At 40.3% G+C, this 26648-nt stretch carries 21 protein-coding genes, 3 rRNA genes and 2 pseudogenes; 21 read left to right on the forward strand and 5 right to left on the reverse strand.

All coding sequences use genetic code 11. The features are described 5' to 3' along the window. Positions 1–215: 215 nt before the first annotated feature. The 9 genes from INP94_RS07765 to rnd all read left to right on the forward strand — a co-directional run bounded on the left by INP94_RS07765 (position 216) and on the right by rnd (position 10734). Positions 216–3113, forward strand: a 23S ribosomal RNA gene (locus INP94_RS07765). 142 nt (positions 3114–3255) lie between these two features. Continuing rightward, positions 3256–3371: ribosomal RNA gene (gene rrf, locus INP94_RS07770) — 5S ribosomal RNA — on the forward strand. 136 nt (positions 3372–3507) lie between these two features. After that, positions 3508–3933, forward strand: a complete 426-nt coding sequence (locus INP94_RS07775; protein WP_197543218.1) for a hypothetical protein — start codon at positions 3508–3510, stop codon at positions 3931–3933. 410 nt (positions 3934–4343) lie between these two features. Next, positions 4344–4458, forward strand: a 5S ribosomal RNA gene (gene rrf / locus INP94_RS07780). Positions 4459–4579: 121 nt separating this feature from the next. Next, on the forward strand, positions 4580–6502 hold the full coding sequence (gene yoaA, locus INP94_RS07785; RefSeq protein WP_420026406.1) for a DNA repair helicase YoaA: 1923 nt from the start codon (positions 4580–4582) through the stop codon (positions 6500–6502). Positions 6503–6504: 2 nt separating this feature from the next. Then, the gene (gene tsaB, locus INP94_RS07790; RefSeq protein WP_197543219.1) at positions 6505–7215 is read left to right on the forward strand and encodes a tRNA (adenosine(37)-N6)-threonylcarbamoyltransferase complex dimerization subunit type 1 TsaB; all 711 of its coding nucleotides are present in this window, start codon (positions 6505–6507) and stop codon (positions 7213–7215) included. 20 nt (positions 7216–7235) lie between these two features. Further along, complete coding sequence (locus tag INP94_RS07795) at positions 7236–7778, forward strand: Slp family lipoprotein (protein ID WP_197543220.1); 543 nt, start codon at positions 7236–7238, stop codon at positions 7776–7778. A 46-nt stretch (positions 7779–7824) separates the two neighbouring features. Then, positions 7825–9513, forward strand: a complete 1689-nt coding sequence (gene fadD / locus INP94_RS07800) for a long-chain-fatty-acid--CoA ligase FadD (protein WP_197543221.1) — start codon at positions 7825–7827, stop codon at positions 9511–9513. A gap of 69 nt (positions 9514–9582) precedes the next feature. Next, positions 9583–10734 (forward strand): ribonuclease D, encoded by a 1152-nt coding sequence (rnd, locus tag INP94_RS07805; protein ID WP_197543222.1) that lies wholly within the window; start codon positions 9583–9585, stop codon positions 10732–10734. Positions 10735–10819: 85 nt separating this feature from the next. Here rnd and pta read toward each other — a convergent pair. The 3 genes and pseudogenes from pta to INP94_RS07815 all read right to left on the reverse strand — a co-directional run. Then, positions 10820–11809 (reverse strand): annotated as a pseudogene (gene pta, locus INP94_RS07810) (phosphate acetyltransferase); the annotation flags it as partial. Positions 11810–11995: 186 nt separating this feature from the next. Then, a pseudogene (locus INP94_RS10935) lies at positions 11996–12271 on the reverse strand (phosphate acetyltransferase); the annotation flags it as partial. 64 nt (positions 12272–12335) lie between these two features. After that, complete coding sequence (locus tag INP94_RS07815; RefSeq protein ID WP_178410288.1) at positions 12336–13541, reverse strand: acetate kinase; 1206 nt, start codon at positions 13539–13541, stop codon at positions 12336–12338. A gap of 221 nt (positions 13542–13762) precedes the next feature. Here INP94_RS07815 and yfbV point away from each other — a divergent pair, with 221 nt between their 5' ends. The 3 genes from yfbV (at position 13763) to purF (ending at position 16337) form a co-directional block, all read left to right on the forward strand. Further along, positions 13763–14209 carry a terminus macrodomain insulation protein YfbV gene (yfbV, locus tag INP94_RS07820; protein ID WP_197543224.1) on the forward strand — a complete coding sequence of 149 codons (447 nt, stop codon included), beginning with the start codon at positions 13763–13765 and terminating at the stop codon, positions 14207–14209. Between the two features lie 104 nt (positions 14210–14313). Further along, positions 14314–14805 (forward strand): CvpA family protein, encoded by a 492-nt coding sequence (locus INP94_RS07825; protein ID WP_005696203.1) that lies wholly within the window; start codon positions 14314–14316, stop codon positions 14803–14805. A 14-nt stretch (positions 14806–14819) separates the two neighbouring features. Continuing rightward, a complete protein-coding gene (gene purF / locus INP94_RS07830; protein ID WP_197543225.1) occupies positions 14820–16337 on the forward strand; it encodes an amidophosphoribosyltransferase in 1518 nt (505 codons plus the stop codon). A gap of 125 nt (positions 16338–16462) precedes the next feature. Here the strand turns inward: purF and dacB are convergent, their stop codons facing one another. After that, the gene (dacB, locus tag INP94_RS07835; protein ID WP_197543226.1) at positions 16463–17902 is read right to left on the reverse strand and encodes a serine-type D-Ala-D-Ala carboxypeptidase; all 1440 of its coding nucleotides are present in this window, start codon (positions 17900–17902) and stop codon (positions 16463–16465) included. Positions 17903–18054: 152 nt separating this feature from the next. Between dacB and greA the strand changes: the two genes are divergently transcribed. Next, positions 18055–18531, forward strand: a complete 477-nt coding sequence (gene greA / locus INP94_RS07840; RefSeq protein WP_005697514.1) for a transcription elongation factor GreA — start codon at positions 18055–18057, stop codon at positions 18529–18531. A gap of 32 nt (positions 18532–18563) precedes the next feature. On the opposite strand, the gene yhbY is transcribed toward greA, so the two are convergent. Then, positions 18564–18863 carry a ribosome assembly RNA-binding protein YhbY gene (gene yhbY / locus INP94_RS07845; protein WP_005696198.1) on the reverse strand — a complete coding sequence of 100 codons (300 nt, stop codon included), beginning with the start codon at positions 18861–18863 and terminating at the stop codon, positions 18564–18566. A gap of 166 nt (positions 18864–19029) precedes the next feature. Between yhbY and rlmE the strand changes: the two genes are divergently transcribed. From rlmE to bioD, 8 genes are all read left to right on the forward strand, one after another. After that, positions 19030–19662 (forward strand): 23S rRNA (uridine(2552)-2'-O)-methyltransferase RlmE, encoded by a 633-nt coding sequence (gene rlmE / locus INP94_RS07850; RefSeq protein ID WP_005697532.1) that lies wholly within the window; start codon positions 19030–19032, stop codon positions 19660–19662. Positions 19663–19758: 96 nt separating this feature from the next. After that, positions 19759–21657: an ATP-dependent zinc metalloprotease FtsH gene (gene ftsH, locus INP94_RS07855; protein ID WP_197544281.1), complete on the forward strand. Its 1899-nt coding sequence runs from the start codon at positions 19759–19761 to the stop codon at positions 21655–21657. Between the two features lie 115 nt (positions 21658–21772). After that, positions 21773–22603, forward strand: a complete 831-nt coding sequence (gene folP / locus INP94_RS07860; RefSeq protein ID WP_197543227.1) for a dihydropteroate synthase — start codon at positions 21773–21775, stop codon at positions 22601–22603. Between the two features lie 76 nt (positions 22604–22679). After that, the gene (gene glmM, locus INP94_RS07865) at positions 22680–24014 is read left to right on the forward strand and encodes a phosphoglucosamine mutase (RefSeq protein ID WP_197543228.1); all 1335 of its coding nucleotides are present in this window, start codon (positions 22680–22682) and stop codon (positions 24012–24014) included. A gap of 68 nt (positions 24015–24082) precedes the next feature. Beyond that, complete coding sequence (gene sixA / locus INP94_RS07870) at positions 24083–24574, forward strand: phosphohistidine phosphatase SixA (protein ID WP_197543229.1); 492 nt, start codon at positions 24083–24085, stop codon at positions 24572–24574. A gap of 243 nt (positions 24575–24817) precedes the next feature. Next, entirely contained in the window at positions 24818–25417 is a 600-nt protein-coding gene (locus INP94_RS07875) for a histone (protein WP_197543230.1), read from the forward strand. A gap of 69 nt (positions 25418–25486) precedes the next feature. Continuing rightward, positions 25487–25753, forward strand: coding sequence for a YcgL domain-containing protein (locus INP94_RS07880; RefSeq protein ID WP_049371326.1), 267 nt, complete (start codon positions 25487–25489; stop codon positions 25751–25753). Between the two features lie 102 nt (positions 25754–25855). Next, positions 25856–26590 (forward strand): dethiobiotin synthase, encoded by a 735-nt coding sequence (bioD, locus tag INP94_RS07885; RefSeq protein ID WP_049373403.1) that lies wholly within the window; start codon positions 25856–25858, stop codon positions 26588–26590. The last annotated feature ends 58 nt before the right edge of the window (positions 26591–26648 follow it).

The following is a 26648-nucleotide window of genomic DNA, read 5'->3' on the forward strand; positions in this document are numbered from 1 at the left end:
AATGCTTAAAGTGCTTCAATGAGTTTATTTAACGATGATAACTGAAAATGTTATTTCTGTTCTTTAACAACCAGGAAACAAGCTGAAAAACTGAAGAGACTTTCAAGTCCTTTTAAGGGATAAGAAAAAGTCTGAGTAAGAAGAAAATCTTGATTGAACAAAAGCAATCAAGTGTTTAGTTGAAAACACAACATCAAGAATTTTTGAGGTTGTATAGTTAAGTGACTAAGCGTACAAGGTGGATGCCTTGGCAATCAGAGGCGAGGAAGGACGTGCTAATCTGCGAAAAGCTTGGATGAGTCGATAAGAGGCGTTTAATCCAAGATGTCCGAATGGGGAAACCCAGTAGATGAAGAATCTACTATCACTTACTGAATTCATAGGTAAGTGAGGCAAACCGGGAGAACTGAAACATCTAAGTACCCCGAGGAAAAGAAATCAACCGAGATTTCGTTAGTAGCGGCGAGCGAACGCGAAGGAGCCTGTTAGTGATAATGACAGAGACAGAGGAACAAGCTGGGAAGCTTGGCGATACAGGGTGATAGCCCCGTACTCGAAGTCCAGGTCATGGTACTAAGCTAACGACAAGTAGGGCGGGACACGTGATATCCTGTTTGAAGATGGGGGGACCATCCTCCAAGGCTAAATACTCCTGATTGACCGATAGTGAACCAGTACTGTGAAGGAAAGGCGAAAAGAACCCCGGTGAGGGGAGTGAAATAGAACCTGAAACCTTGTACGTACAAGCAGTGGGAGCCCTTTAAGGGTGACTGCGTACCTTTTGTATAATGGGTCAGCGACTTATATTTTGTAGCGAGGTTAACCGAATAGGGGAGCCGAAGGGAAACCGAGTCTTAACTGGGCGTCTAGTTGCAAGGTATAGACCCGAAACCCGGTGATCTAGCCATGGGCAGGTTGAAGGTTGGGTAACACTAACTGGAGGACCGAACCGACTAATGTTGAAAAATTAGCGGATGACTTGTGGCTGGGGGTGAAAGGCCAATCAAACCGGGAGATAGCTGGTTCTCCCCGAAATCTATTTAGGTAGAGCCTTGAGCGGACACCTTCGGGGGTAGAGCACTGTTTCGGCTAGGGGTCCATCCCGGATTACCAACCCGATGCAAACTACGAATACCGAAGAGTGATACTCAGGAGACACACGGCGGGTGCTAACGTCCGTCGTGGAGAGGGAAACAACCCAGACCGCCAGCTAAGGTCCCAAAGTCTATATTAAGTGGGAAACGAAGTGGGAAGGCTTAGACAGCTAGGATGTTGGCTTAGAAGCAGCCATCATTTAAAGAAAGCGTAATAGCTCACTAGTCGAGTCGGCCTGCGCGGAAGATGTAACGGGGCTCAAATATAGCACCGAAGCTGCGGCATCAGACGTAAGTCTGTTGGGTAGGGGAGCGTTCTGTAAGCGGATGAAGGTGAATCGAGAGGTTTGCTGGACGTATCAGAAGTGCGAATGCTGACATAAGTAACGATAAAACGGGTGAAAAACCCGTTCGCCGGAAGACCAAGGGTTCCTGTCCAACGTTAATCGGGGCAGGGTGAGTCGGCCCCTAAGGCGAGGCTGAAAAGCGTAGTCGATGGGAAACGGGTTAATATTCCCGTACTTGGATAAACTGCGATGTGGGGACGGAGCAGGTTAGGTTATCGCACTGTTGGATATGTGCGTTTAAGTTGGTAGGTGAGAAGTTTAGGCAAATCCGGACTTCTTTAACACTGAGAGATGATGACGAGGCTCTACGGAGCTGAAGTAACCGATACCACACTTCCAGGAAAAGCCACTAAGCTTCAGGTTTATCTAAACCGTACTGAAAACCGACACAGGTGGTCAGGTAGAGAATACTCAGGCGCTTGAGAGAACTCGGGTGAAGGAACTAGGCAAAATAGCACCGTAACTTCGGGAGAAGGTGCGCCGGCGTAGATTGTAGTCCCTCGCGGGCGAAGGTTGAACCGGTCGAAGATACCAGCTGGCTGCAACTGTTTATTAAAAACACAGCACTCTGCAAACACGAAAGTGGACGTATAGGGTGTGATGCCTGCCCGGTGCTGGAAGGTTAATTGATGGTGTAATCGAAAGAGAAGCTCCTGATCGAAGCCCCAGTAAACGGCGGCCGTAACTATAACGGTCCTAAGGTAGCGAAATTCCTTGTCGGGTAAGTTCCGACCTGCACGAATGGCATAATGATGGCCAGGCTGTCTCCACCCGAGACTCAGTGAAATTGAAATCGCCGTGAAGATGCGGTGTACCCGCGGCTAGACGGAAAGACCCCGTGAACCTTTACTATAGCTTGACACTGAACATTGAATTTTGATGTGTAGGATAGGTGGGAGACTATGAAGATGATACGCCAGTATTGTTGGAGTCGACCTTGAAATACCACCCTTTAACGTTTGATGTTCTAACGAAGATTACGAAACGTGGTCTCGGACAGTGTCTGGTGGGTAGTTTGACTGGGGCGGTCTCCTCCCAAAGAGTAACGGAGGAGCACGAAGGTTTGCTAATGACGGTCGGACATCGTCAGGTTAGTGCAATGGTATAAGCAAGCTTAACTGCGAGACAGACAAGTCGAGCAGGTACGAAAGTAGGTCATAGTGATCCGGTGGTTCTGAATGGAAGGGCCATCGCTCAACGGATAAAAGGTACTCCGGGGATAACAGGCTGATACCGCCCAAGAGTTCATATCGACGGCGGTGTTTGGCACCTCGATGTCGGCTCATCACATCCTGGGGCTGAAGTAGGTCCCAAGGGTATGGCTGTTCGCCATTTAAAGTGGTACGCGAGCTGGGTTTAGAACGTCGTGAGACAGTTCGGTCCCTATCTGCCGTGGGCGTTGGAGAATTGATTGGGGCTGCTCCTAGTACGAGAGGACCGGAGTGGACGCACCACTGGTGTTCCGGTTGTGTCGCCAGACGCATTGCCGGGTAGCTAAGTGCGGAAGAGATAAGTGCTGAAAGCATCTAAGCACGAAACTTGCCAAGAGATGAGTTCTCCCTGTCTTTAAGACAGTAAGGGTTGTTTAAGACTAAGACGTAGATAGGCATGGTGTGTAAGCGGTGCGAGCCGTTGAGCTAACATGTACTAATTGCCCGAGAGGCTTAACTATACAACGCTCAAGGGTTTTGGGTGTTGGGTAAGACGAAGAAACTCAGAGAAGAAAGAGAAAGTTTTGAAGTGAATCAGCTTGTTTGGTTGTGAGCACTAGAGATAGTGAGAGCAGAGTAGAGAAAAGTTATTAAAGGAATAATCCTGGCGGCGATAGAGCGGTGGTCCCACCTGACCCCATACCGAACTCAGAAGTGAAACGCCGATGCGCCGATGGTAGTGTGGGGCTTCCCCATGTGAGAGTAGGACACCGCCAGGTACTGAATGTGAACCCCGAGCTGAATGGCTTGGGGTTTTTGTTTATGGATATTTTCAATATTTTAGCAAAGCGTTGATTCTATGATACAATCACCGCCGTAATTTTAATAAAACAAGAGAAAATTTGGAGCATAACCATGAAAAAACTAGCACTTGTATCCCTCCTTTTCGGGGCAATTTGGTTTGCTCAATCGGCAGAAGCTAACACTATTTTTTCGTGTAAAACCACGAATAATAAATATATTGAAGTGAATAAAATAAACGATGAGATTTATGAATATAAATTTGGATCAGCATCTAAGAATGAATTAACGTTGCGTAATAAAAAATCTGAACTACTTGGGCGATCAGAAAGATGGACTGGTATTGGCAGAGGGCGTTGGTCAATAATGTCATTCCAAAAAGGCGAATATATTTACCAAGTTTATGTTAATTTAGATTCTATTGATCACACGACTGAAAGTGGTGTCGATGTAAAATATAAAGGGCAGCAGCTTACTAGTATCTTATGTACAGAAGAAACGGCTAAAAGTAATTTAGATGATGAAGAGTTTGCTTGGTAGAAAAAAATCAGCTCTTTTCGAGCTGATTTGATAATTAAGCTAGCCTCGGCCACCAACGGTAATGGTTGTGTCGCCAGACGCATTGCCGGGTAGCTAAGTGCGGAAGATATAAGTGCTGAAAGCATCTAAGCACGAAACTTGCCAAGAGATGAGTTCTCCCAGATTTAAAATCTGTAAGGATTGTTTAAGACTAAGACGTAGATAGGTCTGGTGTGTAAGCGGTGCGAGCCGTTGAGCTAACAGATACTAATTGCCCGAGAGGCTTAACTATACAACGCTCAAGGGTTTTGGGTGTTGGGTAAGACGAGACTCAGAGAAGAAATTTTTTAGGTTAAATCAGCTTGTTTGGTTGTGAGACACTAGAGATAGTGAGAGCAGAAAGAGATAGAAGAAGTTATTAAAGGAATAATCCTGGTGGCGATAGAGCGGTGGTCCCACCTGACCCCATACCGAACTCAGAAGTGAAACGCCGATGCGCGATGGTAGTATGGGGTTTCCCCATGTGAGAGTAGGACACCGCCAGGTACTGAATGTAGAACCCCGAGCTGAATAGCTTGGGTTTTTGTTTTATATAAAATATTAGAATTCATACATAAATGAGCCTAATAATGATAAAATCTTCGCCTATTTCTAGATAGCAATAATTATGAAAAAACAGATAAGTAAGATCTTTTCCAGTGATGGCGAATTGAGTAAGAATATCAAAGGATTTAAGCCACGAGCAGAACAGCTCGAAATGGCTCAATCTGTAGGATATGCTATTCAACATAAGCGACCGCTTGTTGTAGAAGCTGGAACAGGTACTGGAAAGACTTTTGCTTATTTGGCGCCGGCACTCATTGCTGGAAAGAAAACGATTATTTCAACCGGCTCTAAAAATCTACAAGATCAGCTTTTTTCAAGAGATCTACCTGCCATAAAAAAAGCCTTAAATTATTCTGGAAAAATTGCGTTATTGAAAGGACGATCCAATTATTTGTGTTTGGAGCGTCTGGATCAGATTATTGCTCAAGGTGTGCTTGGGGATAAATCTGTTTTAGCCGATTTAAGTAAAGTAAGAAAATGGAATAATGCGACGAAAACAGGTGATTTGACAGAATGTATTGAATTGGCTGAAGATAGCCCAATTTTGCCTCAATTGACGAGTACGGCAGAAAGTTGTTTGGGAACAGATTGTCCCAACTACGCTGAATGCTATGTAGCACACGCTCGTAAAAAAGCGTTAAATGCCGATCTTGTTGTTGTAAATCACCACCTTTTCTTTGCTGATATGGCGGTAAAAGAAAGTGGCTTTGGTGAGCTTATTCCCAATGCAGAAGTCATCATCTTTGATGAAGCACATCAACTTCCCGATATAGCTAGCCAGTATTTTGGCCAATCATTAACCTCTCGCCAGCTATTTGATTTATGTAAAGATATCAATATTGTTTATCGAACAGAATTGAAAGATATGCCACAGCTTGGCACAACTGCAGATACATTGCTTAAAGTCATTCAGGATTTCCGTCTTCTACTTGGTGAAGGAAATCAGCGAGGAAATTGGCGTGAGCTATTTAAACAAAGTGCGGTCAAAAAATCGGTTGAATTATTACAAGAAAAAATTGAGTTTCTTTCTGAAGTTATCAAGATTGCATTAGGCCGCACTCAGACTTTGGATAGTATTTTTGAACGCACTGAAAGTATCAAAAATCAATTAAAGCGTCTTTGTGATACGGCCATTGTGGGTTATTGTTATTGGTACGAAAGTATGGGGCGACAATTTGGTTTACATATTACGCCACTGACTGTCGCAGATAAATTTGGCGAACAGCTAAATAATAAAGAAGCAGCTTGGATTTTCACTTCTGCCACTCTTGAAGTGGGTGGTACTTTTAATCATTTCTGTCAGCGGCTTGGTATTGAGCAAGTAGAGCAGAAAATTCTTTACAGTCCTTTTGATTATCCTAATCAATCGCTACTTTGCGTGCCACGTTATTTACCGGCAACGAATCAAAATAATACGTTACAATCTCTTGGTGAAATGTTGTTGCCTATCATTGAAGCGAATAAAGGTAGATGCTTTGTACTTTGTACTTCCTATTTAATGATGAGAGGCTTGGCAGAGTATTTTAGAGAAAATAGTGAGCTTTCTATTTTATTACAAGGTGAAATGCCTAAAGCTAAATTACTCGAACAATTTATTCAGGAAACTCATAGCGTACTAGTTGCTACTTCTAGCTTTTGGGAAGGTGTGGATGTACGTGGTGATGCCCTTTCCTTAGTCATTATTGATAAATTGCCTTTTACCGCACCAGATGAACCTTTACTAAAAGCACGTATTGAAGATTGCCGATTACAAGGTGGCGATCCATTTAATGATATACAGATTCCTGAAGCGGTTATTACGCTGAAACAAGGTGTAGGACGTCTAATTCGAGATGTAACAGATCGTGGTGCGGTAATTATTTGTGATAATCGTCTTGTGATGCGAAATTATGGCGAAACCTTTCTAAAAAGTTTACCTAATTCAACCCGTACCCGAGATCTCAACAAAGTGGTACAATTCTTACAAAATGAGAAAATGGATTAATCATGAAAAATATCACTTTATTAGCACTTGATACTTCAACAGAAGCCTGTTCTGTTGCACTTTGGCATAAAGGCGAAAAAACACATCTTGATGAATTAGCACAACGTACACATACAAAACGTATTCTTCCAATGGTTGATGAGTTACTTGCCAATTCAGGTATCAATTTGAAGCAAGTAGATGCGTTAGCCTTTGGACGCGGCCCGGGTAGTTTTACTGGTGTTCGTGTTGGTGCAGGGATTGCTCAAGGGCTTGCATTAGGGGCTGATTTGCCTGTTATTGCAGTATCAAATTTAACTGCAATGGCTCAGGCTGCATTTGAATTACATCAAGCTGAAAATGTGGCAGCTGCCATTGATGCGAGAATGAATGAAGTTTATTTTTCTCAAGTAAAACGAGAAAAAGTGCGCTCAGAATTGGGTGAGCTTTTCCAATGGAACCCTGTCATTGAAGAACAAGTTTGCCAACCAGAAAAAGTGCTTGAACAACTTTCAGATTTAACCGCTTATCGAGTCGGAACAGGTTGGGCTGTGTATCCTCAATTTAAAGACAGTGGTTTAGAAGGGAGTGATATTATTTTACCTTCTGCACAATATATGCTTGAGCTTGCTTTAACAGATTATGCTCAGAATAAAATCATATCCGCCTTAGAAATTGAACCTGTTTATTTGCGTAATGAAGTAACTTGGAAAAAATTACCTGGGCGTGAATAATTTTCAAAAAGGAGTTGAAGATGAATAAAAAAACGATTTTAGTTTTGACCGCACTTTCGGCCACATTAGTGGGATGTGTCAATGCACCGAAAGGGCTGGAAAAAGAGCAGTTTACTTTAAAATCATTATCTTCAATTCAACCGAGTGATTATAGCTGTCAGTGCAAATCAATTCGTTTAGGTGGGAAAGTATTAACCGCACAAGCCTTGCCGAATAAAACTAAAATTGAAGTCTTAAGCTATCCCGTTTATTCAACTTCAGCAAAACCGATGATTGATGAACAACCTAATGGACGTTTTATCACTTACCTTGATGGTTTTGTGGAGCCAGAAAGCTTAAAAGATCAATTTATTACAATTGGCGGTACCTTGCTGAAAACAGAACAAGGCAAGGTCGATCAAGCCAATTATTTTTATCCAGTCATTAAAACCAATCATTATCGTGTTTGGAAGCTTTCGCAAAGCTATTATTATCCAGATGATATGTGGGATGATTGGGGCTTTTTCGGTAGACGACCGTATTATTGGTATGGCGAGCCTGAAATTCGCTATTATCTCTATTAACTACATGATAAAATTAAGAAAATTTTCCAAAGAATAAGGATAAAAAATGGAAAAAGTTTGGTTTCAAAATTATCCAGAAGGTTCACCTACCACGCTGGATACATCCAAGTATGATTCGATTCTCGATATTTTAGATAAAGCAATTCGTGAGCACCCAGACCGTCCCGCCTATATCAACATGGGGCAGGTTTTAACATTTCGTAAATTAGAAGAGCGTAGCCGTGCATTTGCTGCTTATTTACAAAATGAATTGAAGTTAGAACGTGGTGAGCGTGTTGCATTGATGATGCCTAATTTATTGCAATACCCAATTGCACTTTTCGGTATCTTACGTGCAGGTTTAGTTGTGGTGAACGTGAATCCGCTTTATACCCCTCGTGAATTAGAACATCAGTTGCAAGACAGCGGTGCAACAGCGATAGTTGTGGTCTCAAACTTTGCTTCAACCTTAGAAAAAATTGTATTTAATACTAACGTGAAGCACGTGATTTTAACAAGAATGGGCGATCAGCTTTCTTTTGGTAAGCGTAATTTGGTCAATTTTGTGGTGAAATACGTCAAAAAATTAGTGCCAAAATATAAATTACCGAATGCAGTGACTTTCCGTGAAGTGTTAAGTATTGGTAAATATCGCCAATATGTTCGTCCTCAAGTGGATCGTGAAGATTTAGCCTTCTTACAATATACAGGCGGAACGACAGGTGTTGCTAAGGGCGCAATGCTGACACATGGCAATATTATTACCAATATTTTCCAAGCGAAGTGGATTGCAGAGCCATTTATTGGCGATCATGCTAAGCAACGTGTTGCCGTACTGGCTTTACCGCTTTATCATGTCTTCGCCTTAACGGTAAACTGTTTACTTTTCTTAGAGCTTGGCGTGACTGCGCTTTTAATTACGAATCCACGTGATATTGATGGCTTTGTTAAAGAGCTCAAAAAATACCGCTTTGAAGCGATTACAGGGGTAAATACCTTGTTTAATGCGCTGCTTAATAATGAAAATTTCAAAGAAGTGGATTTTTCACGATTAAAACTTTCTGTTGGCGGCGGTATGGCGATCCAACAATCAGTCGCCACACGTTGGCATGATTTAACCGGCTGTAACATTATTGAAGGTTACGGCATGACTGAATGTTCACCGCTAATTGCTGCTTGTCCGATTAATGTGGTGAAACACAATGGAACAATCGGTGTACCGGTTCCAAATACCGATATTAAGATTATCAAAGATGATGGCTCAGAAGCACAACTAGGCGAAGCAGGAGAGCTTTGGGTTAAAGGTGAACAAGTCATGCGTGGGTATTGGCAACGTCCTGAAGCGACTGCTGAAGTGCTTAAAGATGGCTGGATGGCAACGGGTGATATCGTCATTATGGACGAGAGCTATAGCCTTCGTATTGTTGATCGTAAAAAAGACATGATCTTGGTTTCAGGCTTTAACGTTTATCCGAATGAAATTGAAGATGTGGTGATGCTAAATTATAAAGTCGCTGAAGTGGTCGCTATCGGTGTGCCACATGAGGTGTCGGGAGAAACCATCAAAATCTTCGTTGTGAAGAAAGATGATAGCCTCACGCGTGATGAATTACGCCAGCATTGCAGACAACATCTCACAGGTTATAAAGTCCCGAAAGATATTGAGTTTCGCGATGAATTACCGAAAAGTAATGTAGGCAAAATTTTACGACGCGTACTGCGTGATGAAGAAATAGCAAAACGCTCACAACATTAATTTAATCAGGGATATGTGTTCATATCCCTGTTTAGTCTTTACCTCTATTTGAAAATACATCCTATTACAATGATAAAAGAATGCCAAAATCAACCGCACTTTACATTAATTCAAAATAATGAAGAGCTCGCTCAGGTTTGCCAGTTAGCGCGTCAGCAAAGTACGGTCGCTTTAGATACCGAATTTATGCGGGTATCGACCTATTATCCTAAATTAGGATTAATTCAACTTTATGATGGTGAACGAGTTTCATTAATCGATCCTTTATCCATTACTGATTTTTCACCTTTTGTGGAATTATTACGCGATCAGCAGGTGACAAAAATTTTGCATGCTTGTAATGAAGATTTATTGGTTTTCTTACAAGAGTTTGATGCACTTCCACAACCTATGATGGATACACAAATCATGGCGCGTTTTTTAGGTTTTGCTAATTCAGCGGGCCTAGCCAAACTTGTGTTACATTATTTAGGCGTTGAAATGGATAAAGGAGCAACGCGTACAAACTGGCTAAAACGTCCACTTTCACCCGTACAGCTACAATATGCAGCAGGGGATGTCTGGTATCTCTTGCCAGTCTATCAAAAAATGCAAATAGAATTAGCGCAATCTCCTTGGCTTCAAGCAGTAATTGATGATTGCCAGCTTGCGATCTCGAAAACCAGTAAATTAGATGATCGCGATCCAGACAAAGCCTATTTAGAGATTCCAAATGTTTGGAAATTGAATCCGCTCGAATTAGCACGTTTACAGCTATTGGCCAAATGGCGACTAGAAACGGCAATGGCACGAAACTTAGCCCTTTCTTATGTGGTGAAATCGGATAACCTTTGGAAAGTGGCAAAAAATAATCCTCGTAATACATCAGAAATGCTAGCGCTTGGATTATCTGAAAATGAAGTTCGTGTGCGTGGCAAAAAAATGCTTCAATTGTTAGCACAAAGCCGTCGAATTTCCCCTTATGACTATCCTAAACGTTTAGTACGTATTGTGGATGATCCTCGTTATAAAAAGGCAATTCGATTGTTACAAGAAAAAGCCTATGAACTGACACCAAAAGGATTAACCCTTGATATTCTGGCGAGTAAACGAAATTTAGAAGATCTTATTAAATGGGTTTGGCTAAAAAATGAAGATATGACAAAACAGCCCGATTTGATTTTAGGGTGGCGAAGAGAGATTGGCTTGAAGCTGGTTGAATACTTAAAATCCGTAGAGTAGCCATTAAAAACAATTAAAAATAACCGCACTTTGAATTATCAAAAGTGCGGTTATTTTCTTTAGTGTTTTACAACAGAGGCGTTAATTAAGCTTGTGTTGCTTGGATTACGGTTAATGCGATGGTGTAGATGATATCATCTACTAATGCACCACGTGATAAGTCATTAACCGGTTTACGCATACCTTGAAGCATTGGGCCTACAGCAACTAAATCAGCAGAACGCTGAACTGCTTTATAGCCGATGTTACCTGCGTTGATATCAGGGAATACAAATACGTTTGCTTGACCTGCCACTTTAGAGTTTGGTGCTTTAGACGCTGCTACATCTTTCATCACAGCTGCATCATATTGTAATGGACCGTCGATTAATAAATCAGGGCGTTTTTCTTGTGCAATACGCGTTGCTTCTTTTACTTTCTCTACAGATTGGCCTGAACCAGAAGTACCGGTTGAGTAAGAAAGCATTGCCACTTTCGGATTTAAACCAAATGCTTTTGCCGATTCAGCAGATTGAATTGCGATTTCAGCCAGTTGTTCAGCGGTTGGTTCTGGGTTTACTGCACAGTCACCATATACTAATACTTGGTCTGGTAATAACATGAAGAATACAGACGAGATAATTGAGCTACCGGGTGCTGTTTTGATGATTTGCATCGGTGGACGAATGGTATTTGCAGTGGTGTGAACGGCACCAGAGACTAAACCATCTACTTCGCCTGCTTCTAACATCATAGTACCTAGTACAACGGTGTCTTCTAATTGCGTGCGTGCTTGTTCTTCCGTTAAACCTTTAGATTTACGTAATTCAACTAAACGATCAACGTACTTTTCACGTACGTCAGCTGGATTGATGATCGTTACGTCAGCACCTAAAGTCACGCCTTGTTCTGCTGCAACTTTTTTCACAGATTCTGGATCCGCTAATAATACCGATTTTGCGATACCACGTTCAGCACAGATAGCCGCCGCTTTAACTGTACGAGGTTCATCACCTTCTGGTAATACGATGGTTTTGCCCGCTTTGCGTGCTAAATCAGTTAATTTGAAACGGAATGCTGCTGGAGAAATACGTGCTTCACGAGCAAGTGGTGCAGAGATTGCATTCGCTAGTGCTTGCTCATCTAAGGTTTTAATTTTGCCTGCTTGCGCACCAAATACACCTAAGATTTCAGAATTGTTCACTCCGCCAAATTCTGAAGCAACGGCTTCTACTAATGTGCCTTCTTCATTGTTTGCCACTAAGATAATTTGTGCATCTAAAGTTTGTGCAATCGCGAAGTTTAAGCTATTTGCAAAAGGCGCTTGAGCTGAAGGTTGAACACCTTTAACAACCACTAAATTTGCATTTAATGCTTGGAAATCAGCAACGATTTTTTCTAATAGCACGTCTTTTTGATTATTTGCGATTAATGCTTGAGCGGCTTTTACATCTTCTACTGCATTGAATACGACAGCGCCTGTTGTTTTAGCTGCGTCTAATGCTGCCGCTAAATTTGCTTCTGCGCTAGTTGGAATAAGAATAACTGCTTTAGTCATTTTGATATACCTTTTAATGAATGAAAAAACCTGCTGATTTCTCAGCAGGTTTGAAGAAAGTTGATTAGCCCGCTAAACGTGCTGTATCTTGTGCAATTACTAATTCTTCGTTAGTTGGAAGAACGATCGCTTTGAATGCAGAGTCATCAGCAGTGATTACGCCTGATTTACCAAAACGAGCAGCAAGGTTACGTTCTTGGTCTAATTTGATGCCGAATAATTTTAAGTGGCCTAATGCTAATTCACGAACGTGAGCTGAGTTTTCACCGATCCCCCCCGTAAATGCGATCGCATCTAAGTGATCATCACCTAAAACAGCCATGTATGCACCGATGTATTTCGCTAAACGGTAGCTATAAACATCTAATGCACGTTTTGCTTCTGGTTTAGAGGCGTCGTCGTAGTTATCTTCTGCATAACGACAGTCGCTCGTTACTTCAGTTAAACCTAAAAGACCTGATTTTTTCACTAAGGTCTCTTCGATTTGATCCATTGACATGCCTAAGTTTTTGTATAGGTAGAAAACGATCGCAGGGTCGATGTCACCACAACGTGTACCCATCACTAAACCTTCTAATGGGGTTAAACCCATAGATGTGTCGATACATTTACCATGACGAACCACAGAAACAGAACCCCCGTTACCTAAGTGACAGATGATTGCGTTTACTTGGTCTGCTGGTTTGCCTACGTATTCAGCGACTTCACGAGAAACGAAGTAGTGGCTAGTACCGTGTGCACCGTAGCGACGTACACCATGTTCTTTGTAAAGTGAGTATGGAAGTGCATAGAGGTATGCTTCTTCAGGCATGGTTTGGTGGAATGCTGTATCAAAAACGACAACGTTCTTATCTTTTAAGTGTGGGAATGTTTTGAATGCTTCACGGATACCGATTAAGTGAGCAGGGTTGTGAAGTGGAGCAAATTGTGCTGCATCTTCAATACCTTTAACTACTTCATCTGTTACGATAACAGATTGAGTGTATTTCTCACCACCGTGAACGATACGGTGACCAATCGAGGTGATAGAGTTTTTAAGCTCATCAGTCATAATGTTTGACGCAATGAAGTTAAGCGCTTCAGTGTGCGCTGCACCAGCACCTAAATCTGCGCTACCTTTTTCACCGTTAAGTTTCCACTTAATACGAGCTTCAGGAAGGTAAAATGCTTCAGCTAAGCCTGATAATTTTTCTTCACCTGTTGCAGGATCAAGGATTGCAAATTTTAATGAAGAACTACCACAGTTAAGGATGAGAACAAGTTTTGACATAGGAACCCTATTTTTGATTGAGGTTAATAAAAATCCGTTCGAAAGAACAGACTACAAATCTTGCATAGAATACACCTTTTGGCGTATAAAATAAATTCACTAGAAGGGAAAAATACGATCTTTTATTAGAAAAGTTGAAAATTTCAACAGTTTCCAGTTAAGGATGACAATTAAACCTAAACTAGAGTATTATAAGTGCGGTTATTTTCTAGGATGTTTTTATGTCATCATTTTTTTCAACCTTAAAACGTGGGCAAATTTATTTGCAAACGTGGCCATTAGAAGCGAAACTCGGCATTATTTTTCCCGAAAATCGCATTATTAAAGCGACAAAATTTGCACAGAAGTTTATGCCTTTTATGGCGGTATTTGCGGTGGTTTGGCAGCAGTTTTATGCCAAGACGGATCTTACTGCATTAGCGATTGCTATTTTGACCGCACTTTGTGCATTAGTGATGCCATTTCAAGGTTTATATTGGTTGGGAAAACGTGCAGAATCACCATTAGAGTCGCAAAGTTCTCAGTGGTTTTATGAGATTAGTGAACGTTTAAGAAAACAACATGAAAGTTTGCCAACCGTGCAAGATAAACCGACATATCAGCACTTAGCAGAAGTACTACAAAAGGCACAGCAAAAATTAGACAAAGCATTTTGGCAGGAAATCTAGCCAATGGCTTCAAATTTAATTGACGCAAACGTTTTCCTTTTGTTGTTTTTTATGTAAAATACTGCGGTCGCAATGGCGGCCCTTTTTAATTGAGAGACTATTTAATGATTGATTACATTATCATTGGCATCATCGCATTTTCGATTATCGTGAGTTTATTACGAGGGTTTGTGCGAGAGGTGATGTCCCTTGCAAGTTGGGTCGTTGCATTTATTGTCGCTAGCCAATTTTATCCTTATCTCGCCACTTATCTTACTCAAATCGAATCTGACTACGTGCGCAATGGCACAGCAATCGGCATTTTATTTGTTTTAACCTTAATTGTAGGCGGCATTGTTAATTATGTGATTAGCCAATTAGTGGATAAAACAGGACTTACCGGAACAGATCGTGTTCTTGGTGCGGCATTTGGCTTAATTCGTGGGGCGTTAATCGTCGCTGCGATCTTATTCTTCTTGGATACCTTCACTAACTTTGAACAAACCGATTGGTGGAAAGAATCAAAATTAATTCCTCATTTCGGCTTCATTATTGAATGGTTCTTCCAACAACTACAAGCAAGTTCTAGTTTTTTAAACTCAACTTTTAAACAATAAGGTAGTCAATCAGTATGTGTGGAATTGTCGGTATCGTTAGCCAAAATCCGGTTAATGAATCCATTTATGCAGCATTAACGTTATTACAGCATCGAGGTCAAGATGCGGCGGGGATTGTCACAATCGATGATGAAAACCGCTTTCGTTTGCGTAAGGCTAATGGTCTTGTAAGCGATGTATTCAGACAAGAACATATGTTACGTTTACAAGGTCATGCAGGCCTCGGACATGTACGTTATCCAACCGCTGGCAGTTCAAGTGTATCTGAAGCGCAGCCTTTCTATGTTAACTCACCTTATGGTTTAAGCCTTGTTCACAATGGTAACTTAACCAATTCAGACGAATTAAAAGATAAATTATTTAAAGAAGCACGTCGTCACATAAATACTAATTCGGATTCAGAACTTCTTCTCAATATTCTTGCAAATCATTTAGATAGAGTGAATAAATACCATCTCGATCCGCAAGACATTTTTGATGCAATTCGTGCGACACACAAAGATATCCGTGGTGCTTATGCATGCTTAGCGATGATTATTGGACATGGCATGGTGGCATTTCGCGATCCGTTTGGTATTCGTCCGCTCGTGTTAGGTAAACGAGAAGAAAACGGCTTTGTAGAATATATGTTTGCCTCTGAAAGTGTGGCATTAGACGTAGCAGGTTTTGAATTAGTGCGTGATGTTGCACCAGGTGAAGCGATTTATGTAACCTTTGATGGCCAGCTCTATGCTGAGCAATGCGCAGAAAGTGCGGTCTTAAATCCGTGTATTTTTGAATACGTGTACTTTGCTCGTCCTGATTCAACAATAGACGGTGTGTCTGTCTATGCCGCACGTGTTCACATGGGTGAACATTTGGGTAAAAAAATTGCAAAAGAATGGGTTGATGAAGCAGATAATATTGATGTGGTGATTCCTGTACCGGAAACTTCAACAGACATTGCTTTACAGATTGCGAAAATCTTAGGCAAACCTTATCGTCAAGGTTTTGTGAAAAACCGCTATGTTGGTCGTACATTTATTATGCCAGGCCAAGCTCAACGTATTAGTTCAGTCCGTCGCAAGCTCAATACGATTAAAGCAGAATTCAAAGATAAAAATGTGTTATTAGTTGATGATTCTATTGTTCGTGGTACAACATCAGAACAAATCGTGAGTATGGCTAGAGCAGCAGGTGCGAAGAAAATTTACTTTGCATCCGCGGCACCAGAAATTCGTTATCCGAATGTGTACGGTATTGATATGCCAACAAAACAAGAACTTATTGCCTATGGTCGTAATGTTGACGAAATTGCGAAATTGATTGGCGTAGATAAATTAGTTTTCCAAGATCTTGAGGCGTTGACTGAATCAGTACGCCAAGAAAATCCAGCTATTCAAGGCTTTGATTGTTCAGTCTTTACTGGCGAATATATTACGGGCGATATCACACCAGAATACCTTGATAGTATCGCTTCTCAACGTAGTGATTCAGCAAAGAAAAAACGGGAAAAAGATGCAAGCAACCTTGAAATCCATAATGAAGGTTAATCGCGTTTAAGATCGTAAAAAAGCACTAAATTCAATGAAGCGTTTAGTGCTTTTTCTTTTTGGTTAAATATAAAGAAAAATGACCGCACTTATGTATTCAAAGTGCGGTCATTTTTTTATGCGTTTTAGTCTTTATAAAGATCGTTATAAAGCGTACTTTCAAATTGCACAAGTGGTGCTCGTTTTGTCTTACTTTCTAAATCACCGGTTGAATAGCCATTGATAAATTGAACGAAAGCCACTTTTTCACCTCGAGCATTAGTCATAAAACCGGCAAGGTTATATACCCCTTTCAATGAGCCAGTTTTAGCGATGACGTTTTTTACCAGTGGTGGATTAATTAAGCTACCACGCCCACTGATTGTGCCATCCACACCTGCAATTGGGAAAGTTTCCATTAAGTGTAACTTATCTTCGTTTTTGGCGATGTATTCCAAGACTGAAAGCATGGTTTTAGGTGCAACTAAATTATGACGAGAAAGACCCGAACCATCAGCTAAGATGCTGTTACCAAATTTAATACCTTGTTTTTGCAATACGGATTTCACTGCTAATGTGCCTAATTGGAATGAAGCAGGGCGTTTATAGTAGTTGTAGGCTACGGCTCTGAATAAGGCATCGGCAATTTGGTTATCCGATTTTTTCATCATTTTTTTCAATAGCTCAGGCAACGGTTTAGATAAATGCTGGGCGAGTTTTTGTCCTTGCTGTGGTTTTTGAGGTTGTTTTACCTGACCAGTAAATTCAATACCAAGACGTTTTAATTGACGTTGAATAATGGCAGCAGCGTAGGCATCTGGATCTTGCACGGCGAAGCTAAGCCCAAATGGTTTAGTTTGGCGAGCAATACAGCCTTTTACTTGATAGCGATTATTGTCGTGAACAACGACGTCTAACTGGCAATAACCGGCTTCTTGCTGATCTACAATATAAACTTGCCCAAAAACTTGAATAGGGAATTGAGCGGGAACGTTAATTTTGACTGTTTCACCTACAGGTTGATTTGCATCCAGCTCGGCATAGAAGCAGTTATTATCGATATTTGCTGCTGCAGGAGGGGAGTTAAAGCACATTGTAAGATCGTTCCAAATCCAACCTAACCCACGATCATGGCTAGCAAATACAGAGGTATCTAAAATAAGATCACCATTGATTTTCTGAATGCCTTGGTTTTTTAAATTAGCTAATAGACTATAAAGTTGTCCGCTGGTGAGATCGGGATCACCAGTAAATTGCACAACAAGATCGCCTTCCAAAACATTATTCTGAATTTTTCCGTTACTTAAAAGTGAGGTTTCAAATTGAAAGGCATCACCTAATACTAATTTAGCAGCAACGGCTGTGAAAACTTTTTGCGTACTGGCTGGCAACATAAAGGTTGAGCCATTGTAATCCGCGATAATTTGATCTTTATTGAGGTTTTTGGCAATGATACTGGCAGAAGCACCTTCCGGTAAGTATTGGGTGATAGAAGCCACATTAACTTCAGCCATAGAGGAAAAAGAAAAGCTGAGTGTGATAAGTGCCGCTTTAAGTGCGGTCGAAATAGAAGATTTTTTAGTCATTTTTAGTTCTGTTATGGTTGCTATTTTTCTCAAGACGAATAATAATAAGCTCCGAACTCAATAGAGTAAATCATTTTTTATTTTTCATTGACTGCGGCAAGGTTGCAAGACGTTGTCGTGGTTTTGTTTTTACCAAATTTCAAGGAAAAAGAATGAAACAAATTCCAATGACTGTGCGCGGTGCGGAGCTATTACGTCAAGAATTAGATTTCTTAAAGAATGAGCGTCGCCCTGAAATTATCAAGGCGATTGCTGAAGCACGTGAGCATGGTGACTTAAAAGAAAATGCAGAATATCACGCGGCGCGTGAACAACAAGGTTTTTGCGAAGGGCGTATTCAAGAAATTGAAAGCAAACTTGCAAATTGTCAGGTTATCGATGTCACTAAATTACCAAATAACGGAAAAGTTATTTTTGGTGCGACAGTTGTATTAGTGAATACCGATACTGATGAAGAAGTCACTTACCAAATTGTGGGCGATGATGAGGCAGATATTAAATCAGGTTTGATTTCTGTGAATTCACCGATTGCTCGTGGCTTGGTAGGGAAAGAGTTGGATGATACCGTAAATATTACCACACCAGGTGGAACGGTTGAGTTCGAGATTATTGAAGTAAATTACATCTAAAAAAACATCCCCTCAAATTGAGGGGATAACAATTATTTACGAGGCAGCTGGATTTTACCTTCCTCGCTTGGTCGATAAAGCACCAAAATATGTCCGATGGTTTGAACGTTAGATGATTTGGTTTCACGAACAATCGCATCAATAATTAATTGTTTGGTTTCGCGATCTGCGCCAGCAATTTTTACTTTGATGAGTTCGTGATGATTTAAAGCATTATCGATTTCGGCTAATACACCTTCGGTTAAGCCGTTACCGCCAAGCATGACGACAGGGCTAAGGTGATGAGCGAGTCCTTTTAAAAATTGTTTTTGTTTTGTTGATAATATTGTCATAAGGAATCCTTTAAATAGATGAATATGAGTCAAAAAAAGACCGAAAAGAGCGGTCAGAAAAAACGTGGTTTTTCAGCACTTTTTGGTAAGTCTAGCCTTGAATTTGGCAGATTGTACCCAAATATAGACGAAACTACTACAAAAAATAGTACAAAAGAAAGAGATTATGGGAAAGAAAAAACGTTCGGCGAGTTCTTCTCGTTGGCTAAACGAACATTTTAAAGATCCGTTTGTTCAGAAAGCACATAAACAAAAATTACGCTCACGTGCTTACTTTAAGTTAGATGAAATTCAACAAACGGATAAATTGTTTAAACCGGGAATGACAGTGGTGGATCTCGGTGCCGCACCAGGTGGTTGGTCACAGTATGTTGTGAGCCAAATTGGTGGCAAAGGTCGAGTGATTGCTTGTGATATTTTGGATATGAACCCAATTGTCGGCGTGGATTTCTTGCAAGGCGATTTTCGTGACGAAAATGTGCTGAATGCATTATTAGAACGAGTTGGTGAAGCAAAAGTTGATGTAGTGATGTCTGATATGGCGCCAAATTTTAGCGGCATGCCATCTGTTGATATTCCTCGTGCAATGTATTTAGTTGAACTGGCTTTAGATATGTGTAAGCAAGTTTTGGCGAAAAAAGGCAGTTTTGTGGTCAAAGTATTCCAAGGAGAAGGTTTTGACGAGTATCTGCGCGAAATTCGTTCACTTTTTAGTGTCGTAAAAGTGCGTAAGCCTGAAGCCTCTCGTGGGCGCTCTCGCGAAGTTTATATTGTAGCAAGTGGTTATAAAGGCGAATAGATAATTGCTTTGATAGCTTTTCATTGTGTCGGGGATGAGATAGTATCTCGTTTAATTTTAATTAACTTAAGAAAGGCAGGTTAAACCTTGAACGATATGGTCAAAAATCTAGTTCTATGGGTTGTGGTAGCAATTGTCATGATGACAGCTTACCAAAGTTTTAATTCCAATGGCGTGAGTGACTCAACAGATTACACAACCTTTGTGTATGATGTGAGTAACAGTCAAGTGAAAGAAGCGCGTTTTGATGCGAATGAAATCACCGTGACCAAAAATGACGGGTCTAAATATATGACCGTTATGCCACCGTTGGAAGATAAAAAGCTCTTAGATGACTTACTAAATAAAAAAGTTAAAATCGAAGGTACGCCTTTTGAAAAACGCGGTTTATTATCACAAATTTTAATTTCGTGGTTCCCAATGTTATTCCTTGTAGGGGTATGGATTTTCTTCATGCGTCAAATGCAAGGTGGCGGTGGCAAGGCCATGAGTTTTGGTAAAAGCCGCGCTAAAATGCTGAACCAAGATCAAATCAAAGTGACTTTTGCGGATGTTGCAGGTTGCGATGAAGCAAAAGAAGAAGTCGGTGAAGTAGTTGATTTCTTGCGTGAACCGAAAAAATTCCAAAACCTTGGTGGTAAAATTCCAAAAGGGATTTTAATGGTAGGTCCTCCAGGTACAGGTAAAACCTTATTAGCAAAAGCTATTGCGGGTGAAGCAAAAGTGCCTTTCTTTACCATTTCAGGTTCTGACTTTGTAGAGATGTTTGTGGGTGTTGGTGCTTCTCGTGTACGTGATATGTTCGAGCAAGCAAAGAAAAATGCACCATGCTTAATCTTTATCGATGAAATTGATGCGGTAGGTCGCCAACGTGGTGCCGGTTTAGGTGGTGGACATGATGAGCGTGAACAAACCCTTAACCAAATGTTAGTTGAAATGGATGGTTTCGGTGGTAACGAAGGCGTAATCGTTATTGCTGCAACTAACCGTCCAGATGTACTTGATCCAGCATTAACTCGTCCAGGCCGTTTTGACCGTCAAGTTGTTGTGGGTTTACCGGATGTCAAAGGCCGTGAGCAAATTTTAAAAGTTCACATGCGTAAAGTCCCTGTGGCTGATGATGTAGATGCAATGACTCTTGCTCGTGGTACACCAGGTTATTCAGGTGCGGATTTAGCGAACTTGGTTAATGAAGCGGCATTATTTGCTGCTCGTAGCAATAAACGCACTGTATCGATGCTTGAGTTTGAAAAAGCAAAAGATAAGATCAATATGGGACCTGAACGCCGTACCATGATCATGACAGATAAACAAAAAGAATCGACAGCGTATCATGAAGCAGGTCACGCCATTGTGGGTTACTTAGTGCCTGAACATGATCCTGTACATAAAGTTACGATTATTCCTCGTGGCCGCGCATTAGGTGTGACTTTCTTCTTGCCTGAAGGTGATCAAATAAGTATCAGCCAAAAACAATTAGAAAGTAAGCTTTCAACTCTTTATGCAGGACGTTTAGCAGAAGATTTGATTTATGGTGAAGAAAATATTTCTACCGGTGCATCTAACGATATTAAAGTGGCAACCAATATTGCACGTAATATGGTGACCCAATGGGGCTTCTCAGATAAACTCGGTCCGATTCTTTATACCGAAGATGAAGGCGAAGTATTCTTAGGTCGCTCAATGGCGAAAGCAAAACATATGTCAGATGAAACGGCGCATGCGATTGATGAAGAAGTTCGTGCGATTGTAAATCGTAACTATGCGAGAGCAAGACAGATTCTGATCGACAATATGGATATTCTTCACGCCATGAAAGATGCGTTAGTGAAATATGAAACCATTGAAGAAGAACAAATCAAACAGCTAATGAATCGTGAACCTGTTACACCACCATCTGGTTGGGAAGATAACAAAGATACAAAACCAACAGCAAAACCGCAGGAAGAAAAAACTGAAAGTGAGGTTAATCATTCAGAAGATCCTGAAGAGTAAGAATAAAGCCTTCCTAATTAGGAAGGCTTTTTTTATTTATAATGTCATTCTTTTCATCACTATATTCCGTTATAATCTAGCCTTTAAAATTTGATTTAAAAATTGACCGCACTTTATGAAACTTTACGCTAATAACAAATGTCTAGATTTATCATTCCCTCAAATTATGGGAATTTTGAATTTCACGCCTGATTCATTTTCAGATGGCGGACAGTTTTTTAGTCTAGACAAAGCATTATTTCAAGTTGAAAAAATGCTCAAAGAAGGTGCAACAATTATTGATATTGGCGGGGAATCAACTCGACCAATAATGGCAGAAGAAGTGCCTGAAACTGAAGAGTTGCAACGAGTGATACCTCTTGTTGAAGCCGTGCAAAAACGTTTTGATTGTTGGATTTCAGTGGATACCTCTAAAGCAATTGTGATGCAAGAAGCAGCTAAGGTCGGCATGGATTTAATCAATGATATTCGTGCTTTACGTGAACCTGGTGCACTCGAAATAGCAGGACAGTTGAATTTACCCACTTGTATCATGCACATGCAAGGACAGCCGCGCACAATGCAGACTAATCCGCATTATGATGATGTAGTCCAAGATGTTTATCAGTTTTTAGAAGCTCGGACTAAAGCTTGTTTAGATGCGGGAATCGCTAAAGAAAATATCATTTGGGATATGGGGTTTTGTTTTGGTAAGACCGTGCAGCATAACTATAAACTTTTACAGCAATTAGCACACTTTTGTGAAAGTGGTTATCCCATTTTAGCAGGTCTTTCACGTAAATCGATGATTGGTACCGTATTAGATAAACCCGTAACTGAACGTGTTGTGGGAAGTGTAGCTGGCGCATTAATTGCTGCACAAAATGGTGCGACAATTTTACGCGTACATGATGTCGCTGCAACGGCAGATGCTTTGAAAGTATGGCAAGCAACGCAACAGGCGTAAGAAAGTAACAGATTTTATATGTTGTAGAGTAAATGATTTCTGCAACATCAATTATTCAATTTATTAAGGAATAAATATGGCAAATCGTAAATATTTTGGTACAGATGGCGTACGCGGTAAAGTGGGTACTTATCCAATCACGCCTGATTTCGCATTGAAATTAGGTTGGGCTGCGGGTAAGGTTTTAGCTTCACAAGGTTCTCGCACAGTATTAATCGGAAAAGATACTCGTATTTCAGGTTATATGTTGGAATCTGCTCTTGAAGCAGGTTTGGCTGCAGCGGGTTTAACTGCCGCATTTACTGGTCCTATGCCGACACCAGCCGTGGCGTATTTAACCCGTACTTTCCGATTGGAAGCAGGTATTGTCATTTCGGCATCTCATAACCCTTACTATGATAACGGGATTAAATTCTTCTCTTCACAAGGTACAAAATTACCAGACGATATTGAGGAAGCGATTGAAGCCATGCTTGATCAGCCAATGGATTGTGTGGAGTCTGCTGATTTAGGTAAAGCAAGCCGTATCAGTGATGCCGCAGGACGTTATATTGAATTTTGTAAAAGTACTTTCCCTGCACATCTTGGTTTAGATGGTTATAAAATCGTGGTGGATTGTGCAAATGGAGCGACTTATCATATTGCGCCAAATGTATTACGTGAGTTAGGTGCGGAAGTGATTGAAATTGGTACTGATCCAAACGGAATCAATATCAATGAAAAATGTGGTGCAACCGATGTAAAAGCGTTACAGGAAAAAGTACTTGAAACTAAAGCGGATGTTGGTCTTGCTTATGATGGTGATGGTGACCGTATTATGATGGTGGATCACTTAGGTAATAAAGTAGATGGTGACCAAATCCTTTTCATTATTGCTCGTGAAGCTTTACGTTCAGGTCAGCTAAAAGGTGGCGTAGTGGGCACATTAATGAGTAATATGAGCTTAGAGATTGCGTTAAAAATGTTAGGTGTACCTTTTGTGCGTGCTAACGTTGGCGACCGTTATGTGCTAGAAAAAATGGTAGAACATAACTGGACGTTAGGTGGAGAAAATTCAGGTCATATCATTATTGCCGATAAAAATACGACAGGTGATGGTATTATTGCCTCATTAGCCGTATTAAGTGCAATGGTTCAACATCGTTTATCATTAAACGAGCTTGCAAGTGCGGTGAAATTGTTCCCTCAAGTCCTGATTAATGTTCGTTTTGCTGGTGGTGATAATCCATTAGAAAGTGAAGCGGTAAAAGCAGTAGCCGCAGATGTGGAAAAACGCTTAGAAGGCAAAGGTCGAATTTTATTACGTAAGTCTGGTACTGAGCCACTGATTCGTGTTATGGTCGAATGTGAAGACGGTGCACTTGCAAAACAATGTGCAGAAGAAATTGCAGAAGCAGTGAAAGCAAATTAATTGAGTGGGGGCTTGCCCCCATTTTTGATCCATAGAATTATCTTTATTATTTTTAGGAAAGCCAATACATGAAAATTTTTATTATGCGTCATGGAGAAGCCGAAGTTATCGCTTCATCCGATGAGGCTCGGCATTTAAATGACTACGGTCGAAAACAGTCGATATTACAGGGACAATGGCTTAAAACTCATCTAAATTCAACCACACTTTCAGTTCAAAAAGTAATTGTCAGTCCTTATGTACGAGCGCAAGAAACGTTTGAGCTTGTAAATTCAGCCTTAGGTAACACGCTTAATGATATTGAAATTTGGAGTGGGATTACACCTTATGGTAATGCTACATTGGTAGCTGATTATCTATCTGTTTTGCAAGAAGAAGGCATTGAAAGTGTTTTACTCGTTTCCCATTTACCTTTAGTCGGAAGTATTGTTTCCGAGCTTTACGGTAAGCGAAATCCAATTAGTTTTTATCCTTCAACGATAGTTCAAATTGACTGGAATGGTGAAAAAGGCAGCATTGAAGCCTTTCATTACCCAAAAGAAAATGAGATTTTTGATTAAAAAAAATACAAAAAGATAGGGCTTCTATCTTTACAAAAAATAAAATTTTTCTGTGGAACTTTTATTTAACCTATTCAAAATCATGATGTTATGAGTGATTTTTAAAGAAAATTATAAAAAACAATTACTCTAGAAATGTAAATTTTTTTTGAAGGTATTTTCTTTTAAGTGTTTTTGCGTAGACTAAGTCGCACAAAGCAAATGGCTTTGGATTAGTTCTTAACCATAAAATGGAGAGTAACAATGAAAAAATCAGTATTAGCCGCATTAGTATTAGGTGCATCTTTAGCTGTAACAGGTTGTTTCGATAAACAAGAAACTGCTCAAAAAGTTGACGTATCAAAAGATGTAGCAGCAAACGCCGCTGCACAAGTTAAAGATGCAGCAGCTTCAGCAGCTAACGACGTGAAAGATGCAGCAAAAGAAGCTGCAGCTGATGTTAAAAATGCAGCAACTGATGCAATGAATTCTGTAAAAGAAGCTGCAACAAATGCTAAAGAAGCGGCAGTAGACAAAAAAGATGCAGCAGTCGAAAAAGTAGCTGAAGCGAAAGATGCTGCTGTAGCTAAAGTGACAGAAGCGAAAGATGCAGCCGTTGCTAAAGTAGAAGAGGTAAAAAATGCTGCTTCTGAAGCAAAAGATGCAGCAGCAAATAAAGCAGTAGAAATGAAAGATGCAGCGGCAGATAAAGCAGCAGAAGCAAAAGAAGCCGTATCTTCTAAAGTAGAAGAGGTAAAACATGCTGCTTCTGAAGCAAAAGATGCAGTAGTAAATAAAGCAGTAGAAATGAAAGATGCAGTGGCAGATAAAGCAGCTGAAGTAAAAGAAGCTGTGACTAAATAATTAAACTTTTGTAGAATAAAAACCTATCAGAGATTATCTGGTAGGTTTTTTCTTTTGGAGCAATATGAAATGTTATGTGCAATTTATAAAAGTAAACGTAAACCAGGCTGCTATCTTTATATTTCCAAACGAGATGATTTTTCAGCTGTACCGGATATATTAATGCAGAGTTTTGGTAAGCCTCAATTTCTTATGCCTTTCAATTTGAGGGGGAGTAAACCGCTTGTTCATGCAGATAAAGATGAGGTTATGGGGAAAATTACTCAGCAAGGATTTTATCTTCAAATGCCAAAACAAGATGATGGCTTGTTTAATAGTTTGAGTGAGATCAAATAAGCCTTTTATTTTTTCCTAAAAATATCCAAATCTTGCTTTATCTCAATATTTTCCTCAAAAAACTCCTTTAGAATTGACCGCACTTTTAAAAGGAGAATAAAAATGAGTAGTTTCTTTGTGGCAGGTACAGATACTGACGTGGGTAAGACCACCGCCTGTCGTGCCATTATTCAGGCATTACAAGCAAAGGGCGTACGAATTGTGGGTTATAAGCCGATTGCTTGTAGCTGTGAAGAGGGTATTTATCCTGTCGAAAATCAGTCTAATGAATCCCAAACAGATTATGATGCTGAAAATAATTCAGATGTGTTAGCTTTAATGGATGCAACGAATGAGCCAGTATCTTATCAAGAAGTAAATAGCTATACTTTTGCTCATTCCTTGCCGATGCTGACTCGAGATAAATCACGCATTAAATTAAGTAAGATTAATCAAGCCTTAACGATATTAGTTCAAAAATATCAATCTGTTGTCGTGGAAGGTTCATTTGGGTTACTCACACCAATGGCAGAAGGTAAGAGTTTTGCTGATTGGGTTGTTGAGCATAAAATGCCTGTTGTGTTGGTTGTTGGTATCAAAGAAGGCTGTATTAACCATGCATTGCTGACAGCTCAAGTGATTAAACAGCTTGGCGTTCCTTTATTAGGCTGGATTGCAAATCGAATTAACCCTTGTTTAGGGCATTATAAAGAGGTGGTAGATATTTTAGAGGCTCAGATTGATGCACCTTTGCTAGGTAAAATTCCTTATATCCATAAACCAGAATCCCAAGAGTTAGGGCATTATTTAACGAATATCGATCGTTTAATGTATATGCAGACAGAATTAGTTAAATAGCCACTTTAAATAAAAAGTAAAAGTGCGGTTAAAACTTATTAGATTTTAACCGCACTTT

The organism is Haemophilus parainfluenzae, assembly GCF_014931395.1.
In the GTDB taxonomy this organism is placed as follows: Bacteria; Pseudomonadota; Gammaproteobacteria; order Enterobacterales; family Pasteurellaceae; genus Haemophilus_D.